This window comes from Hymenobacter sp. ISL-91 (genome assembly GCF_018613725.1).
Taxonomy (GTDB): domain Bacteria; phylum Bacteroidota; class Bacteroidia; order Cytophagales; family Hymenobacteraceae; genus Hymenobacter.
In genome coordinates this window covers 50229-66448 of sequence record NZ_JAGGPS010000007.1, presented here as the reverse complement: position 1 = coordinate 66448, position 16220 = coordinate 50229, and the positions used below count along the sequence as shown (strand labels likewise).

The 16220-nt window shown below is 60.1% G+C and carries 16 protein-coding genes; 6 read left to right on the top strand and 10 right to left on the bottom strand.

All coding sequences use genetic code 11. The features are described 5' to 3' along the window. From J7E24_RS03170 to J7E24_RS03140, 7 genes are all read right to left on the bottom strand, one after another. On the bottom strand, positions 1-286 hold a 286-nt coding region (locus J7E24_RS03170; protein WP_215135047.1), incomplete at its 3' end, for a hypothetical protein. Positions 287-400: 114 nt separating this feature from the next. Then, on the bottom strand, positions 401-1483 hold the full coding sequence (gene carA, locus J7E24_RS03165) for a glutamine-hydrolyzing carbamoyl-phosphate synthase small subunit (RefSeq protein WP_215135045.1): 1083 nt from the start codon (positions 1481-1483) through the stop codon (positions 401-403). 106 nt (positions 1484-1589) lie between these two features. Continuing rightward, positions 1590-2732, bottom strand: coding sequence for an aspartate aminotransferase family protein (locus tag J7E24_RS03160; protein ID WP_215135043.1), 1143 nt, complete (start codon positions 2730-2732; stop codon positions 1590-1592). An 83-nt stretch (positions 2733-2815) separates the two neighbouring features. Next, the gene (locus J7E24_RS03155; protein ID WP_215135042.1) at positions 2816-3160 is read right to left on the bottom strand and encodes a hypothetical protein; all 345 of its coding nucleotides are present in this window, start codon (positions 3158-3160) and stop codon (positions 2816-2818) included. 85 nt (positions 3161-3245) lie between these two features. Beyond that, entirely contained in the window at positions 3246-4226 is a 981-nt protein-coding gene (argC, locus tag J7E24_RS03150; protein ID WP_215135040.1) for an N-acetyl-gamma-glutamyl-phosphate reductase, read from the bottom strand. Further along, positions 4216-5406, bottom strand: a complete 1191-nt coding sequence (argG, locus tag J7E24_RS03145; protein ID WP_215135038.1) for an argininosuccinate synthase — start codon at positions 5404-5406, stop codon at positions 4216-4218. Before argG ends, argC begins: the two co-directional genes overlap by 11 nt. A 112-nt stretch (positions 5407-5518) precedes the next feature. Further along, positions 5519-6088 carry a GNAT family N-acetyltransferase gene (locus J7E24_RS03140; protein ID WP_215135036.1) on the bottom strand — a complete coding sequence of 190 codons (570 nt, stop codon included), beginning with the start codon at positions 6086-6088 and terminating at the stop codon, positions 5519-5521. A gap of 569 nt (positions 6089-6657) precedes the next feature. Between J7E24_RS03140 and argB the strand changes: the two genes are divergently transcribed. From argB to J7E24_RS03120, 4 genes are all read left to right on the top strand, one after another. Next, complete coding sequence (gene argB / locus J7E24_RS03135) at positions 6658-7440, top strand: acetylglutamate kinase (protein WP_215135034.1); 783 nt, start codon at positions 6658-6660, stop codon at positions 7438-7440. After that, positions 7428-8519 (top strand): M20 family metallo-hydrolase, encoded by a 1092-nt coding sequence (locus J7E24_RS03130; RefSeq protein ID WP_215135032.1) that lies wholly within the window; start codon positions 7428-7430, stop codon positions 8517-8519. The genes argB and J7E24_RS03130 overlap by 13 nt, the downstream gene beginning before the upstream one ends. A 185-nt stretch (positions 8520-8704) precedes the next feature. Then, positions 8705-10021: an argininosuccinate lyase gene (gene argH / locus J7E24_RS03125; protein ID WP_215135031.1), complete on the top strand. Its 1317-nt coding sequence runs from the start codon at positions 8705-8707 to the stop codon at positions 10019-10021. A 595-nt stretch (positions 10022-10616) separates the two neighbouring features. Continuing rightward, positions 10617-11147, top strand: a complete 531-nt coding sequence (locus J7E24_RS03120) for a TetR/AcrR family transcriptional regulator (protein ID WP_215135029.1) — start codon at positions 10617-10619, stop codon at positions 11145-11147. 7 nt (positions 11148-11154) lie between these two features. On the opposite strand, the gene J7E24_RS03115 is transcribed toward J7E24_RS03120, so the two are convergent. Both J7E24_RS03115 and lpdA read right to left on the bottom strand, forming a co-directional pair. After that, positions 11155-11373 carry a hypothetical protein gene (locus tag J7E24_RS03115; protein ID WP_215135027.1) on the bottom strand — a complete coding sequence of 73 codons (219 nt, stop codon included), beginning with the start codon at positions 11371-11373 and terminating at the stop codon, positions 11155-11157. 98 nt (positions 11374-11471) lie between these two features. After that, positions 11472-12866, bottom strand: a complete 1395-nt coding sequence (gene lpdA, locus J7E24_RS03110; RefSeq protein ID WP_215135026.1) for a dihydrolipoyl dehydrogenase — start codon at positions 12864-12866, stop codon at positions 11472-11474. Between the two features lie 240 nt (positions 12867-13106). On the opposite strand from lpdA, the gene J7E24_RS03105 reads away from it, so the two are divergent. Then, positions 13107-13820, top strand: a complete 714-nt coding sequence (locus tag J7E24_RS03105) for a tetratricopeptide repeat protein (protein WP_215135024.1) — start codon at positions 13107-13109, stop codon at positions 13818-13820. A 181-nt stretch (positions 13821-14001) separates the two neighbouring features. Here J7E24_RS03105 and J7E24_RS03100 read toward each other — a convergent pair whose 3' ends face one another. Continuing rightward, on the bottom strand, positions 14002-15234 hold the full coding sequence (locus tag J7E24_RS03100) for a geranylgeranyl reductase family protein (protein WP_215135023.1): 1233 nt from the start codon (positions 15232-15234) through the stop codon (positions 14002-14004). A 166-nt stretch (positions 15235-15400) separates the two neighbouring features. Between J7E24_RS03100 and fabG the strand changes: the two genes are divergently transcribed. Continuing rightward, positions 15401-16150 carry a 3-oxoacyl-[acyl-carrier-protein] reductase gene (gene fabG, locus J7E24_RS03095; RefSeq protein ID WP_215135021.1) on the top strand — a complete coding sequence of 250 codons (750 nt, stop codon included), beginning with the start codon at positions 15401-15403 and terminating at the stop codon, positions 16148-16150. Positions 16151-16220 lie beyond the last annotated feature (70 nt).

Here is a 16220-nt window from a genome sequence, read left to right as displayed (position 1 = left end):
CGCAGTTCAGGGCCGTCTGGCCCCCGAAGGCCACCAGAATGCCATCGGGCCGCTCTTTCTGGATGACCTGCTCGACGAAGTAGGGCGTCACGGGCAGAAAGTACACGTCGTCGGCCATGCCCTCCGACGTCTGCACGGTGGCAATGTTGGGGTTGATCAGGACGGTGCGGATGCCTTCCTCCTTCAGCGCCTTGAGCGCCTGCGAGCCGGAATAATCGAACTCGCCGGCCTCGCCGATTTTCAGCGCGCCGGAACCGAGGATGAGGACTTTGTTGGGTTTGGTCATTGGAGGGACAAGCGGGATGCAGAGACGCCTGTCAGCGTCTCCATCGTTGCGGATGTGATGTAAGCCAGACAAGCCGGCACCAGTCGTTCTGACGGCAAACGCCAGCAGGCGCCGCTACACCGGAGCGGTTTTATGCGCCGCTACCGCCGCCAAAAAGTCGTCAAACAGAAACTCCGTGTCCTGCGGGCCGCCGGCGGCCTCGGGGTGGAACTGGGTGGAGAAGAACGGCTTGGACACGTGCTTGATGCCCTCGCAGGTGCCGTCGTTCAGGTTCTCGAACAGCATCTGCCACTCGGCGGGCAGCGTGTCGGTATCGACCGCAAAGCCGTGGTTCTGGCTGGTGATGTAGCAGTGCTGGGTGCCGGTGAGCCTGACGGGCTGGTTGTGGCTGCGGTGGCCGTACTTGAGCTTGAAGGTGTCGCCGCCCGCCGCTAGGCCCATGAGCTGGGAGCCCAGGCAAATGCCGAAGATGGGCTTGTCCTGCTGCAGGGCTTTCTGCAGGTGCCCGATGGTGGCCGCGCACAGCTTGGGGTCGCCGGGACCGTTGCTCAGGAACAGGCCGTCGTAGTCCAGCGTCGTGAAATCGTAGTCCCACGGTACGCGAATCAGCTCCACGTCGCGCTCCAGGAAGCAGCGGAGGATGTTGGTTTTGGTGCCGCAGTCGACGAGCACGATTTTGTGCTGGCCGTGGCCGTAGTGCTGCACGCCTTCGGGGCTCACCTGGGCCACCAGGTTGTCAAGGTTGGGGTCATGAAATGGAACATCTTCTTCGGCCACGATTTTGCCCAGCATGGCGCCTTTCTCGCGCAGCTTCTTGGTCAGCATGCGCGTGTCGACGCCGCAGATGCCGGGGATGTTGTACTCCTTCAGCCAGTCGCCCAGGCTTTTGGCCGCGTTCCAGTGGCTGTGCTCCTGGGAGTAGTAGTTGACCACCAGCCCGGCCACGTGGATTTTGTCGGACTCGAAAATGCGGGAAATCGACTCGTACAGTTCCTCGCCGGGCACGCCGTAGTTGCCCACCATGGGGGTGGTGAGCACCAGGATCTGGCCGGCGAAGGACGGGTCGGTCAGGTTTTCGGGGTAGCCCGTCATGGCCGTGCTGAACACCACCTCGCCCGCGGCGGAGGTGAACGCGCCGAAGGATTCGCCCTCAATAGAGGTGCCGTCTTCGAGAACAAGTTTTACTGTTTGGGACATGGCGTGGGGTGTAGAGACGCATATTCGCCTCTCAATCGTTACTAATGCTGTTTACTCAGGGTCATTCGGGCGTGGGCCGTTCAACTACCAGACGCCAGTATCCGCTCTACACCGTTCTGGCTGCAACCGGCACCAGCGCGTACAAGGCCCCCAAAAACCGGTCAACCTCGGCCCGCGTGATGTTGAGCGGCGGCAGCAGCCGGAGCACCGTGGGGTCGGAGGCATTGCCCACGAAAATATGGTGCTCGGTGAGCAGCTGGTCGCGCAGCTCCTTGATGGGGAAGTCGTATCTGATGCCCACCATCAGGCCGCGGCCGCGAATTTCGGTGGCGCCGGCGTGGGCCAGCAACTGTGTGCGGAGGTAGTCGCCCAGCTCAGTGGCGTGGGCCAGCAGGTTTTCCTGCTCAATGACTTCGAGCACGGCTAGGGCAGCGGCGCAGGCCAGGTGGTTGCCGCCGAAGGTGGTGCCCAGCAGGCCGTAGGAAGCTTTTAACTCGGGCGAAATCAGGATGCCGCCGATGGGGAAGCCGTTGCCCATGCCCTTGGCCACCGAAATAATATCGGGCCGGATGCCGGCGTGCTGGTGGGCAAAGAACTTGCCGCTGCGGCCGTAACCGCTCTGCACCTCATCGGCAATGAGCAGCGCGCCGTACTGCTTACACAGCGCGGCCAGGCCCTGCAGGAATTCGTCGGAAGGCATGATGATGCCGCCCACGCCCTGAATCGGCTCGATAATTACGGCGCACACGTCTCCGGCTTGCAGCGTGGCTTCTACCGCCGCCAGGTCGTATTCGAGGAAGCTGACGGCGTGGCCGGCGTTGAATGGCGCCACAATTTTGGGGTTGTCGGTGGCGGCTACCGCGCCGCTGGTACGGCCATGAAACGCGCCTTTGAACGCCACAACGCGCTTTTTGCCGGTGTGAAAGGATGCCAGCTTCAGCGCATTCTCATTAGCCTCGGCGCCCGAGTTGCACAGAAACAGCGCGTAGTCCTCGTAGCCCGATACCTGGCCCAGCTTGCGGGCCAGCTCCGTCTGAATCGGAATCTGCACCGAGTTGGAGTAGAAGCCGATGTGTTGCAGCTGCTCGGTGAGGCGTTGCACGTAGTGCGGGTGGCTGTGGCCAATGGAAATAACGGCGTGGCCACCATAGAAATCCAGGTACTCTTGTCCCTTATCGTCCCACAGCTTGGCGCCGAGTGCGCGCACGGGCGTGATGTTGACGAGGGGATACACGTTGAAAAGCTCCATGGTTTTTAGTGGTATCAGAGCGTAGTTAAAACTGGAACGTCATGTTGAGCGAAGCGCAGCGGAGTCGAAACATCTCTACTGCTTTATTGAAGATTACTCCATCTATCCAGCATGCCGCTATAATGAGCGGTAAGCGTTGTTGACTCGCCAGTTTCTGTTACTGATGCAGCCTCGAAATCAATGAGCATTGAGGTGATAATTTCCACACTGCTTGAAGTGAGATTTACATAGTAAAAATCGGTGTGTATTTCCTGCTGTCTATTATGTAATGCTGGCTTCTCAACCTTGTTATGAATCAGTATTTGGCTAACTTCCTCAGCTACACCATTGCTTCCAACCTGTTCCAGATATTGGCGTGTGAGGTTCAGCGTACTAAAATCAAGAATATTCTCCTTGTTCTTGACCTGCTTGTATTCATCTGCGGTCATAAGTATGGCAGAAGTTAAGTTCAGCAAAGCGGTAGAGATGCTTCGACAAGCTCAGCATGACGTGCTGATTTAATGACGTTCTGGTTTAAAAAAACGAAGCCTTGCTCATCAATCCCGTTGTTTCCGGCAGGCCAAACAGCAAATTCATGTTCTGCACGGCCTGGCCCGAGGCGCCTTTCACTAGATTATCAATCACCGAGGTAATCAGCAGCTGCTTGCCTACCTTCTGCATGTGCAGAAGGCATTTGTTGGTGTTCACTACCTGCTTGAGGTGAATTTCCTTATCCGACACCGTGGTGAACGGCGCATCGGCGTAAAACTGCTGGTACAACTCCCGCGCCTCATCCTGCGTCAACTCTGAGGGCGTGTAGACGCTGGCGAAGATGCCCCGCGCGAAATTGCCCCGGTAGGGGATGAAGTGAATATCCGCGCCCAACTGCGGCTGGAGTTGCGCCAGACTCTCGCCGATTTCGCCGAGGTGCTGGTGCGTGAAGGGCTTGTAGATAGACACGTTATTCGAGCGCCATGAGAAATGCACCGTTTCCGACAGCCCCTGCCCCGCGCCCGTGCTGCCCGTAATGGCCGACACGTGCACATCATCCGTGAGCCGGCCGGCCTGGGCCAGCGGCAGCAGCGCCAGCTGAATAGCCGTGGCAAAACAGCCCGGATTGGCAATACTCTGGGCCTGCTGAATGCGGCTGCGGTTCAGCTCCGGCAATCCGTACACGAACTCACGACCGGCAAATTCCGCATCGGCCGCCAGGCGAAAATCGTTGCTCAGGTCGATAACGGCGGTGGTTTCGGGCAGCGTGTTTTTCTCCAGCCACGCCTTGGAATTGCCGTGGCCCAGGCACAGAAACACCACGTCCTCGTCGCTGGCGAGTTCGGCGGCAAAGCGCAGTTCCGTTTCGCCCACCAAGTCGTCGTGCACCTGGTGCACCGCGTTGCCCGCGTTGGAGGAGCTCACGATGGCGCCTAATTCGGCGTATTCATGATGGAGCAGAATGCGGATTAGTTCGCCAGCCGTGTAGCCCGCGCCGCCCACTATGCCGACTTTAATTTTCATCGTCGAAAGAGGAATGAATCTTCAGCTGGTTGCTGAAAATTTTGATGAAGCCCTGGGCGTCACGGCCGTCCCAGGCGTTATTTTCCTCGCCGTAGGTGGCCACCTTCGACTGCATCATGTCGAACTTCGACTCCACGCCCTGCAGCTCGAAGCGGTAGGGCTGCAAGGTCACGAACACCGTGCCCGACACCCGCGCCTGGCTCGATTCGAGCAGGGCCTCGAAGTCGCGCATCACCGGGTCGAGGTACTGGGCCTCGTGCAGCAGCGTGCCGTACCAATTGGCCACGTAATCCTTGTGCAGCAGCTGCCAGCGGCTGAGCGTGTGCTTTTCGAGCAGGTGATGGGCCTTGATGAGGATGAGCGGCGCGGGCGCCTCAAACCCCACCCGGCCCTTGATGCCCAGAATCGTGTCGCCCACGTGCGTATCGCGGCCGATGGCAAAGGCCGCGCCCAGCTCGTTCAGCTGCTGAATCAGGGCTACCGGCTCCATTTTCTGTCCATTCAAAGCCACGGGCTCACCGCGTTCAAACGTGATTTCCACGCGCTCCGAATCCTGGCGCTGCAACTGCGACGGGTAGGCACTTTCCGGCAGGGCCTCGCGCGAAGTCAGCGTTTCCACGCCGCCCACGCTGGTGCCCCAGATTCCCTTGTTAATGGAGTATTTCGCCTTTTCCCAGCTCATTTCGAAGCCGTGCTGGTTGAGAAAGTCAATTTCGGCCTGCCGCGAAAGTTTAAGGTCGCGGATGGGCGTGATGATTTCGGTGGCCGGCGCAATCACCGAAAAGGCCACATCGAAGCGCACCTGGTCGTTGCCGGCACCGGTGCTGCCGTGGGCAATGTAGTCGGCCTGATGGGCGCGGGCGTACTCGGCCAGCGCCAGGCTCTGGAACATGCGCTCGGCACTCACGCTCAGCGGATACGTGTCGTTTTTGAGCACGTTCCCGAAAATCAGGTAGCGCAGGCAGTCCTGATAAAAGCGCTGGGTTACGTCGATTACCTCGTGCCGGGAGGAGCCCAGCTCGTAGGCCCGCGCCTCAATAGCGGCCAGCTCGGCAGCGGAAAACCCGCCCGAATTCACGATAACCGTGTGCACTTCCAGCCCCAGCTCGCGGGTCAGGTACACCGCACAAAACGAGGTATCGAGGCCGCCGCTATAGGCTAAAACGACTTTCTTTTTCATGTCTAGTATTGAGTAGTGGGTATTGAGTAGTGAGAGGAATGACGAGTGGGAAAGAAAGAGCCGGGCAACCCCTTAAATGAGTTAAGCCACCGCACTATTTCATACTCACTACTCACGTCTCACTACTCAATACTGAGATGGTTTGCTGGCTGAAACGGTCGTTCAGCTTGTCGTATACCATGCCGGTGCACAGGCACATACGCCGCTGGTTTTCCTGCAGAATGGGGTAGTTTTTGCAACTCGCGCAGCCCTTCCAGAAATCCTCGCTCTGGGTGAGTTCGGGAAACGTAACGGGCCGGTAGCCCAGCTCGGAGTTGATTTTCATCACGGCCGCGCTGGTGGTGATGCCGAAGATTTTGGCCGCCGGGTACTTGGTGCGCGACAGCTCGAACACGCGCTCCTTGATGGCACGGCCCAGGCCCTCCTGTCGCAGCTCCATGTTCACGATCAGACCGGAATTGACCACGAACTTGGCGTCTTCAAAGGTCTCGATATAGCAGAAACCAGCCAGCGCCCCGTCAAGAAAGGCGATGATGGAATCACCCTTTTTCATCTTCTTAATCAGATAGTTAGGGTCGCGCTTGGCAATGCCCACGCCCCGCTGACGGGCCGATTCGGCATACCACTGACATAGGGTTTCGGCGTACTGCGCATCGGCAGCTTCGGCGACTCGGAGCAACATGACGGATGGTCGGTTAGCGGCCCAATGGGCGGCAGGCGTGGAAACACGAAAGCAGGCAGGCAGCGCAGACCCCAGCGGACGGGGTGGGCGGCGAAAACAACCGGCCGCGGCGCTTAGGCGGCGGGGGCGGCGGCGAACCGGGAGGGCGGAGCATTCCGGCACCAGGCCGGAAAAAACACGCGGAAGCTTACACTCGGACTAGGAACAGCTGATTCGGAAAGGTTCTCGGGGGCGGGCCAGTGGGCAGGCCCCGAACCGGCTCTTCGGCGACGAAGAACACGGGAATACTAGTGCGGCCAGCTTAAGCTGGCATAATTCGCACGACCCTATTTGGTCGTCGCAGAAGCGCAGTAGTAGAGAGATGAATCATGTGCAGATGCCGCGGGGCGACGGGTAATGCTTTCCGGATTTTAAAATGGGTTAAAGCCGAAAAGCGTTGCAAACGTAAATGTTTTTTTCGGAAACTTTGCTGCAGCGACGGCAAAAAAAGTCCCTGGCACCGGCTGTTCAACATCGTGCAGGGTATCCCCGCCGCCGCTCCTCTTCGCCCCTCCTCGCGTATTAGTGCTATGGCTGAAACCCTGAAAATCTATAAAATCGGCGGGGCCATTCTCGATGAGCCCGCCCAGCTGAGCCGCTTTGTAGGCGCGCTGGCCCAGGTACCGGGCCCCCGGCTGCTGGTGCACGGCGGCGGCCGTGGAGCCAGCCAACTCCTGCACCAACTGGGCCACGAACCGCAGCTGGTGCAGGGTCGCCGCATCACCGACGCCGCCACGCTCGACATCGTGACGATGTTCTACGCCGGCAAAACCAACAAGCAGCTGGTGGCCGGGCTACAGGCTGCAGGTGCCAATGCGCTGGGCCTTTCGGGGGCCGATGGCAACGCCATCCGGGCCGTGCGCCGGCCGGTGGGCACCGTTGACTATGGCTTCGTGGGCGACCTGCCGACCGACGCCGTGAATACCGGCCTGCTGGAACTGCTGCTGCGCGCCGGTCTGCTGCCCGTACTTTGCGCCATCACCCACGACGGCCACGGCCAACTGCTTAACACCAACGCCGACACCATTGCCAGCGCCGTGGCCGTGGCGCTGGCCCCACGCCGTGCGGTGGAGTTGCACTTTTGCTTTGAGAAAAATGGCGTGCTGGCTGATGTAAACGACGATACTTCGGTAATTGAGCGCCTTACGGCTGCCGACTACGCCCAACTGAAAGCCGCCGGCACGGTAGCCGCCGGCATGATACCCAAGCTCGACAATGCTTTTGCCGCGCTGGAAGCCGGCGTAGAGCGCGTGGTGATTGAAAACGCGCTCCGAATCAACGAACCCATGAAAACCGTGCTATGCCGGAGCTAGACGAGCCGCTGCTGACCCAGCTCACCGACGACGCCATTCAGCTGCTGATTCAGCTGATTCAGACGCCCTCCTTCTCGCGGCAGGAAGACCAGACGGCCGCCCACCTCGTGCGCTTCCTGACCTTCCACGGGGCCCGGCCCGAGCGCAACGCCCACAACGTGTGGGCCGTGAGCCGGCACTACGACCCGGCTCGGCCCACGGTGCTGCTCAACTCCCACCACGACACTGTGCAGCCCGGCCCCAGCTGGACCGCCGACCCGTTTGGGGGCTTAGTGGACGGCGACAAGCTGACGGGCGTGGGCAGCAACGACGCCGGCGCCGCCGCCGTGAGTTTGCTGGCCACTTTTCTGTATTTCGAACAGCACCCGCCCGCCTTCAACCTCATCTGCGCCATCACGGCCGAGGAAGAAATATCAGGCCCCGACGGCATCCGACGGCTGTTGCCGCTGCTGCCCGAAATTGCGCTCGGCATTGTGGGCGAGCCCACCCAAATGAACCTCGCCGTAGCCGAAAAAGGCCTCGTGGTACTCGATTGCACTGCCCACGGCCGCACCGGCCACGCCGCCCGCGAAGAAGGCGAAAATGCCCTCTATCAGGCCCTCGACGATATTCAGCGGCTGCGCAACGTCCAGTTTGAACGGGTTTCGGAGCTGCTCGGGCCGGTGAAGCTGACGGTTACCCAGATTCAGGCCGGCACTCAGCACAACGTAGTGCCCGACCGTTGCACTTTTGTGGCCGACGTGCGCACCAACGAGTTGTACACCAATGCCGAGGTAGTAGAAATCGTGCGCGGGCTGCTAGGTTCCAACGTTGTGCCGCGCTCCACCCACTTGAACTCCTCGCGCATCGCCCCCAGCCACCCGCTGGTGCGGCGCGGCGTGGCACTGGGCCGCCGTACCTTCGGCTCCGTCACGCTCTCCGACCAGAGCATGATGCCCTTTACCACCGTCAAAATTGGCCCCGGCGACTCGGCCCGCTCCCACACCCCCGACGAGTACATCCTGCTCAGCGAAATAAGCGCCGGCGTGCGGGGCTACGTGGAGCTGCTGCATGGTTTTGAGTTGCCAGCTGCCGGCTAATAACCGGCAGCTTCAACCGTCGAATTATCCTTCGCAAGCCGCCATACCTTGTTTTGCCTCCGCAAATACCGCTACGCACTTCTGCGAGAAACCAACTTGGACGGTCAGCCAAGGCGTAGCACCTCCTTTTCTTAAACCGAAAGCTGACAGCTAGTAGCTGTCAGCTAAAAGCCAACTAACGCCGCATGAAAATCTGGGATAAAGGCATTGCCGTCGACAATAAGATCGAACAGTTCACGGTGGGCCGCGACCGGGAGCTGGACCTGTATCTGGCGCCGTTTGATGTGCAGGCCTCGCGGGCGCAGGCCAACATGCTGGCCGCTGCGGGCCTGCTTACCGCGGCCGAAAACGCGCAGCTCCAGCAGGGCCTGGGCGAGCTGATGCAGCAGCTGGAGGCCGGCACCTTTGTCATCGAACCCGAGTACGAGGACGTGCACTCCAAAATTGAGGCGTACCTGACCGAGAAATTCGGCGACGCGGGCAAAAAAATCCACACCGCCCGCTCACGCAACGACCAGGTGCTCACGGCCCTGCAGCTATTCATTCGGGACTACTGCCACCGCACTGCCGGCCGTACGCTGGAGCTGGTGGAGGTGCTGCTGACCAAAGCCGAAGCCCACCAAACCGACCTGATGCCGGGCTACACCCACTTCCAGGCGGCCATGCCCAGCTCGTTCGGACTCTGGTTTTCGGCCTACGCCGAGCACCTACTGCTCGATCTGTCGTTGTTTGAGGCCGCTTATGCCGTGGCTGACCAGAACCCGCTGGGCTCCGGCGCGGGCTTCGGCTCCTCTTTCCCCATCGACCGCCAGATGACGACCCGTGAAATGGGTTTTGGCAACCTGGCTGTGAGCAGCGTGGGGGCCCAGCTGCTACGCGGCAAAACCGAGCGCACGCTTGCTTTTGCGCTGGCCGGCATGGCTGCCACGCTGGCCAAAATGGCTTACGACCTCGTGCTCTATAACTCCCAGGATCTGGCCTTCGTGGAGCTGCCAGCGGCCTTTACCACTGGCTCCAGCATTATGCCGCACAAGAAGAACCCCGACGTATTCGAGCTGATTCGGGGGCGCTGCCAGGTGCTGCAGGCGTTGCCCAATACGCTGCTGCTGGCTACGGCCGGCCTGCCCAGCGGCTACCACCGCGACTTTCAGCTGCTCAAGGAAATTCTCTTCGAGCCCATGACGCAGCTGCTCGATATCCTCGATATTGTACTGTTCGCTCTGCCCGAACTGCGCATCAAACCGAACCTGCTCAACCAAGCTAAATACGACGCCGTGTTTTCGGTTGAAAACATCAACCTGCTCATTCAGGCCGGGGTGCCGTTCCGCGAAGCCTACAAACAAGTGGGCCGTGCCGTGGAAGACGGTTCCTACGAGCCGCACCGCGAATTCCAGACTACGCATTTGGGCAGCGTACACAACCTGGGACTGTCCGAAATCCGGGGCAAAGTGGCGCGGTTTCGGGCAGGTAGCCGCCTCGGTGAGGCACAGGCGGGCAGCTAGCGGAGGTTTCCGGTCGTTTAGATGTAGCGCGAACTTTGTAGTTCGCGCCCGCGTGCCGTTCGGGGACGACGCGAACTACAAAGTTCGCGCTACTACCAACCTCATAAGTTCTACACCAACCTGAAAACCGGAGTAATTCATCCGGGCCAAAATTTTATACTTCCTGATAACGTATCGAATTTCAGCACCTTATCACCTGTGCAAACCTGGTAAGTGTTTGCTCACCTTGCAAAAGTGAGCTAACACTTACTGGTTTTCGGAATCATTGCGTAAGTTTGCTCCCGCTAACGGCTGCTGACTCCCACTAAGCGCCGCCGGCCAATTCCCCGCCCTGATTACCCGGATGTACTCCCACCCACATCCGGCCTTCTCCGAAAGTTGCGCGGCCCTGCCCCGGCGCTGCCGCCCGTTGGCTTTCGGAACAAACGCAGCCGGCCGATTCGGAATCCCCGAATCGGCCGGCTTCTTTTTGGGGCTTTCGGAAGCTACTTATTTTGCGGCGTTTGCACCTATTTAGGCTTTTGCACCCGTACTTGCGGGTTCAATTATGGCCGGGCTTCGGCCTGTTCACTCTCCCTTTGCCTGCCTGCCTGCCATGACCAACCGCAAACAGCACATTGCCGACGTGGCCCTGCGGCTTTTTGGGGACCGAGGGTTCAATAACAGCTCCACCCAGCTCATTGCGCGCGAGGCCGGCGTATCGGAAGCGCTTATCTTCAAACATTTCGGTTCCAAAGATTTACTGCTGGAGTTCGTTATCCGCAGCGGCTACAAACGCATTATTGAAGCCAACCGCGGGGGCCTCACCGAGCCAAACCCGCTCACCTTCATCCACAGCGTTATCGAGTTGCCCTTTAAGCTGGTGCGCGACGAGCCGTACTTCTGGAAGCTGCAGTACCGCCTAGCCGACTCGGAAATGGCCCGCCAGCAGCACGAGCGGTTTATGCGCCCGCTGCCGGCCCGGCTCCGGCAGGCCTTCGAGCAACTCCAGTACACCGACCCCGACAAGGAAACGGCCCTGCTGCTACTGCTGGTAGAGGCCCTCTGGAAAACCGAAGCCACCAAAACCGAGGATTACGGCCAAGACATGCCCGGCTTCATCAAGAGCAAGTACCAAGCGCAGTAACCGGTACTTACTGTGCGTTTTTGCGGTCGAGCCGGGAGAAAAGCTTCAGCAGTATCAGCAGCGGGGCGACTACCGATAGAACCAGACCAAGAATTCGGGCAAAACTGTATAAGGTACCGGAGCCTTCTCCTATATGATTTATAGAGCCCATGGCACCGAGAAAAGTCAGCAGCAGGCCCAGGACAAGCAGCATAAATAAGCGCACGAAGGAAGGCAGCCATTTCATAGCGGGCAGTAGTTAGATGGATGGAAGCCCCAATATATAAAAGAAGCCCTTCCGACTTGCGGAAGGGCTTCTTTATTGCTGGGTATAAAGCAACTGGCTTACAGGTGAATTACTTCGCCGTAAGCGGCGGCGGCGGCTTCCATAATGGCCTCGCTCATGGTGGGGTGCGGGTGCACGGCCTTAATGATTTCGTGGCCCGTGGTTTCGAGCTTGCGGGCTACCACCACTTCGGCAATCATTTCGGTTACGTTGGCCCCAATCATGTGGGCGCCCAGCCACTCGCCGTACTTCTTGTCGAAGATGACTTTCACGAAGCCGTCCTTTACGCCGGCAGCCGAGGCTTTGCCCGAGGCCGAGAACGGAAACTTACCCACCAGCACATCATAGCCCTGCTTTTTCGCTTCGGCTTCGGTGAGGCCCACGGAGGCAATTTCGGGCGAGGCGTAGGTGCAGCCGGGGATGTTCTGGTAGTTGAGCGGCTCGGGGTGGTGACCGGCAATCTTCTCGACGCAGATAATGCCCTCGGCCGAGGCTACGTGGGCCAGCGCGGGGCCGGGCACGATGTCGCCGATGGCGTAGATGCCGGGCACGTTGGTCTGGTAGAAGTCGTCCACCACTAGGCGGCCTTTCTCCACCTTAATGCCCAGCTCTTCAAGGCCCAGGTTTTCGATGTTCGTGACGACGCCGGCGGCGCTCAGCACCACGTCGCAGGCAATCTGCTGGTCGCCCTTGGCCGTTTTCACGGTTACGGTACAGCCGGCGCCGCTGGTATCTACGGCCGTTACCTCGGCCGAAGTCAGCACGTTCACGCCAATTTTCTTGAACGACTTCTCCATCTGCCGCGACACTTCTTCGTCCTCAACGGGCACGATGCGGGGCAGGTATTCCACCACCGTCACCTCCGAACCCATGGTGCGGTAGAAGTAGGCAAACTCGACGCCAATGGCCCCCGAACCCACTACTACGAGGCGCTTGGGCAGTTGCTCCAGCGTCATGGCTTTACGGTAGCCAATAATCTTCTTGTCGTCGATGGGCAGGGCCGGCAGCTCGCGCGAACGGGCACCGGTAGCCAGAATAATGGATTTGGCCTCTACGGTTTCCGTGCCGCCCTCGGCCTTCGTGAGCTCGATTTTGCCGGCCGCCAGCAGCTTGCCGGTGCCCATCAGCACCTCAATCTTGTTTTTCTTGAGCAGGAAATTGATGCCCTTGCTCATGCCATCGGCCACGCCGCGGCTGCGCTGAATTACGGCACCGAAGTCGTAGGCCACGTTTTCGGCGCGCAGGCCGTAGTCGGCGGCGTGATTGAGGTACTCGAATACCTGAGCGCTTTTGAGCAGGGCTTTGGTAGGAATACAGCCCCAGTTGAGGCAGATGCCGCCCAGCGACTCGCGCTCAATTACGGCTACTTTCAAGCCCAGCTGCGAGGCCCGGATGGCGGCTACGTAGCCGCCCGGGCCGGTGCCGATAACGACCAGGTCGTATTGCAATGCCATAGTATGTTCGGTTGAAGAGTAAAAGAAGCGCCCGCCGCCGGGCAGTGCCCGCGGCCGGCCGGGCAAAGATAGGCAGGCCGGGGCAGTCGGGCGCGCCCTTTGTTAGAGCGCCTAAAACAGGCGGCGCAAAATTCCGGCCCCGTCTTTGCCCCTTTGGCCGCGGCGGCCGTACAAAGGCGCGCCGCCACCGTGGCCTGCCGGTCATGGTGGCTGTTTTCACCAGATATACGTTCCTTTTTCATGAAGATACCCTTTCTTTCTTTGCTAGCCGGCACTACCTTCCTGCTGGCCGGAGCCTGTACCCGCAGTACTACCGACGTCGAACGCCCTTCCGCCCGTGCCTCCACCGAAACAGGCGCAGCCAGCAGCGCCCCCACCATCGACCGCAACGCCCCAACGGCTGGTTCTTCCGAGTACATCGACCCGGCTGCGCGCAAAACGGCGCCCGACTTTCGGGCGGATATAAAGAAAGCCGATGCCCGTTTGCTGGCTGTGCCCGGCGACGTGGATGCGCTGCTGCTACGGGCCAAGTCCAAGAGCCAACTCAAGGACTACAGCGAAGCAATGAAGGATTACAATGCCGCCATTCAGCTGGCGCCTACCAACAGTGATGTGTACTACAACCGGGGCCTCAACCGGCTGGAGATGAAGCAATACAGCGGCGCCATCCTGGACTTCGGCAAGGCGACCAAATACAACCCCAAAGACCGGGACGCTTTCTTTGGGCGGGGGTCAGCCAAGATGCAGATGTTCAACTACCGTTCGGCCATTCCCGATTTTACCCGGGCTATTGCCCTCGACCCCAACTACGCCGATGCTTACGAGTACCGCGGCATTAGCTACGCCTCCATCAACAAGTTCAAAGAAGCCCGCGCCGACCTCGAAAAGGCGGCCCAACTTAATCCCGCCGCCGAAAAGAGCCTGCGCCGCTACGTGGGCAACAAGGATAAATAGGTGATGAGGGAAGGAGGTGGTAGGTGAGGAGGTAAAAGGCGTGTCATTCTGAGCAGAGCGAAGAATCTCGCGTTCAATGGTAACCCTGTCGTCAGGAATTACTGTGGCACGCGAGATTCTTCGCTCCGCTCAGAATGACACGCCTTTTTTCCCTCACTTCTTTCCCTCATCACCTCCTCCCCTACTTGCCCAGTAGCAGCTTAAAGTAGAAGCTCGGTTGGCGCAGCCGTTCGCGCAGGTCGAGGTCGAGGAACATGTTACTGATGGTTTCGGCCAGCGTGGGGTTGTTGGCGGCGCGGTTGGCAATGAAGTTGAACAGCCAGGGGTAGCCCAGCAGCCGTTGCATAGCCCGGCTCAGGCGCAGCTCCTGCCACAGGCGGTTGTATACGGCCGCGTCGTAGCCTTCCAGGAATTCGGGTGTAAAGTTCTGGGCCGCTACGGCGCGGGCGGCCCAGTCGGCGGCGTGGCGGCCGCTTACCATGGCGTGACTGATGCCCTCGCCCGAAAACGGGTCAATGAGCGAGCCAGCGTCGCCGAGCAGCAGGTAGTTTTGGCCCGAGAGTGGGCGGCGCTTGGAGCCCAGCGGCAGCCCGAAGCCGCGCACCGGCCCCAGCCGCTCGGCGGTGGCAAACCGGTTTTTCAGGGCCGGGTAGGTGCGCAGGATTTCGTCGAGCCGTTCGCGTAGCTTCACTTTCTTCTTTGTTACGGCCTCTGAGAGCATGCCCACGCCCACATTGGCCTGGCCGTTGGGCAGCGGGAAAACCCAGAGGTAGCCGGGCAGAAACTCCTTGATGAAGTGCAGCTCGATGAAGTTATCGGGGTGCAGACCGGTTACGCCGCGGTAGTAGGCCCGCAGGCCGGCACAATGGTGAGCCGGTTCCAGCACGTGCCCCCCAATCACGCGGGCAAAGTTCGACTGGGCCCCGTTGGCCACCAGCAGCACATCGGCGGTGGCAATTTCCTGCTTATCGGGCCCCAGCAGGCGCCAGCGGCCGTCGGGCAATTGCTTGTGGGCGGCCACGTCGGTATTTTCGCGGAAGTCGATTTCGGGCCGGCGGCGCACTTCTTCAATGAGGAAATTATCGAAGTCGATGCGCTTACTGATGTGGCCGGCGGCGCGGTCGGTGGCCGGGTTATAGTGGGGTTTGAAAGGCACGGCCAGCCGGCGGCCGTTGGGGGCGTAAAAGTCGATGCCCCAGCTGGGGAGCTGGGCGGGCTCGGCAGCCAGGCGGGCGGGCAACTCCTCCTCAATGCGGCGCAACTCGCTGAGCACTTTGCCACTGAGCGCGTCGCCGCACACTTTATCGCGCGGGAAGGTGGCGCGGTCGAGCAGCAGGCAGTGGTGGCCGGCGTTGGCCAGGTGCAGGGCCGCCGTGGCCCCGCCCGGTCCCGCCCCGAGAATACAAATGAGCATTTTTTGTTCGCTACAAGCTTTAAGCTGCAAGCTACAAGCTTATGTTCTGCCAGCCTAAAACTGACAACTCGTGCGCCAACAACCGACGCCTTGCAGCTTCTCACTTGCACCTAAACCAGCAAAGCTTGTAGCTTGCAGCCTGACGCTTGTAGCTCTAACCAAAGATATGACGAAACTGCTCGACGGAAAAGTGGCCCTTATTACGGGGGCTTCGAAAGGAATTGGCCGCGCCATTGCCGCGTATTTTGCCCAGCAGGGCGCGCAGGTGGCCTTCACCTACCTCTCCAGCGTGGAGAAAGGACAGCAGCTGGAACAGGAACTCTCAGCCGCCGGCACCAAAGTAAAAGGCTTCCGCTCCGATGCTTCGGTGTACGCCGAGGCCGAAAAGCTGGTGGAGGACGTGGTAGCCGAGTTCGGCAAGCTCGATATTCTGGTGAACAACGCCGGTATTACGCAGGACGGGCTGCTGATGCGCATGAGTGAGCAGCAGTGGGACCAGGTAATGGCCGTGAACCTGAAGTCGGTGTTCAACCTGACCAAGGCCGCCACCAAGCCCATGATGCGGGCCAAGGCGGGCAGCATCATTAATATGTCGTCGGTGGTGGGCGTGAAGGGCAACGCGGGGCAGGCCAACTACGCGGCTTCCAAGGCCGGTATTATCGGCTTCACCAAGTCGGTAGCCCTGGAGCTGGGCTCGCGCAACATCCGCTGCAATGCGGTGGCCCCCGGCTTCATCGAAACCGAAATGACCGACGCCCTCGACGCCAAGCAGGTCGACGAGTGGCGCAAGGCCATCCCGCTGCGCCGCGGCGGCACCCCCGAAGACGTGGCCAAAGCCACCGCCTTCCTGGCCTGCGACGACTCGGCCTACATCACGGGCCAGGTATTGCAGGTAGACGGCGGCATGCTGACGTAGAAAGCGGTAGCTCTGCACCGAAACAAAAAGCCCCGGCCGCCGCTGCAATAGCGGTAGCCGGGGCTTTTGC

Coding starts and splice junctions, on each gene's coding strand:
- carA (WP_215135045.1), bottom strand. CDS start 1,483: ATGTCCCAAACAGTAAAACTTGTTCTCGAAGACGGCACCTCTATTGAG.
- J7E24_RS03160 (WP_215135043.1), bottom strand. CDS start 2,732: ATGGAGCTTTTCAACGTGTATCCCCTCGTCAACATCACGCCCGTGCGC.
- J7E24_RS03155 (WP_215135042.1), bottom strand. CDS start 3,160: ATGACCGCAGATGAATACAAGCAGGTCAAGAACAAGGAGAATATTCTT.
- argC (WP_215135040.1), bottom strand. CDS start 4,226: ATGAAAATTAAAGTCGGCATAGTGGGCGGCGCGGGCTACACGGCTGGC.
- argG (WP_215135038.1), bottom strand. CDS start 5,406: ATGAAAAAGAAAGTCGTTTTAGCCTATAGCGGCGGCCTCGATACCTCG.
- J7E24_RS03140 (WP_215135036.1), bottom strand. CDS start 6,088: ATGTTGCTCCGAGTCGCCGAAGCTGCCGATGCGCAGTACGCCGAAACC.
- argB (WP_215135034.1), top strand. CDS start 6,658: ATGGCTGAAACCCTGAAAATCTATAAAATCGGCGGGGCCATTCTCGAT.
- J7E24_RS03130 (WP_215135032.1), top strand. CDS start 7,428: ATGCCGGAGCTAGACGAGCCGCTGCTGACCCAGCTCACCGACGACGCC.
- argH (WP_215135031.1), top strand. CDS start 8,705: ATGAAAATCTGGGATAAAGGCATTGCCGTCGACAATAAGATCGAACAG.
- J7E24_RS03120 (WP_215135029.1), top strand. CDS start 10,617: ATGACCAACCGCAAACAGCACATTGCCGACGTGGCCCTGCGGCTTTTT.
- J7E24_RS03115 (WP_215135027.1), bottom strand. CDS start 11,373: ATGAAATGGCTGCCTTCCTTCGTGCGCTTATTTATGCTGCTTGTCCTG.
- lpdA (WP_215135026.1), bottom strand. CDS start 12,866: ATGGCATTGCAATACGACCTGGTCGTTATCGGCACCGGCCCGGGCGGC.
- J7E24_RS03105 (WP_215135024.1), top strand. CDS start 13,107: ATGAAGATACCCTTTCTTTCTTTGCTAGCCGGCACTACCTTCCTGCTG.
- J7E24_RS03100 (WP_215135023.1), bottom strand. CDS start 15,234: ATGCTCATTTGTATTCTCGGGGCGGGACCGGGCGGGGCCACGGCGGCC.
- fabG (WP_215135021.1), top strand. CDS start 15,401: ATGACGAAACTGCTCGACGGAAAAGTGGCCCTTATTACGGGGGCTTCG.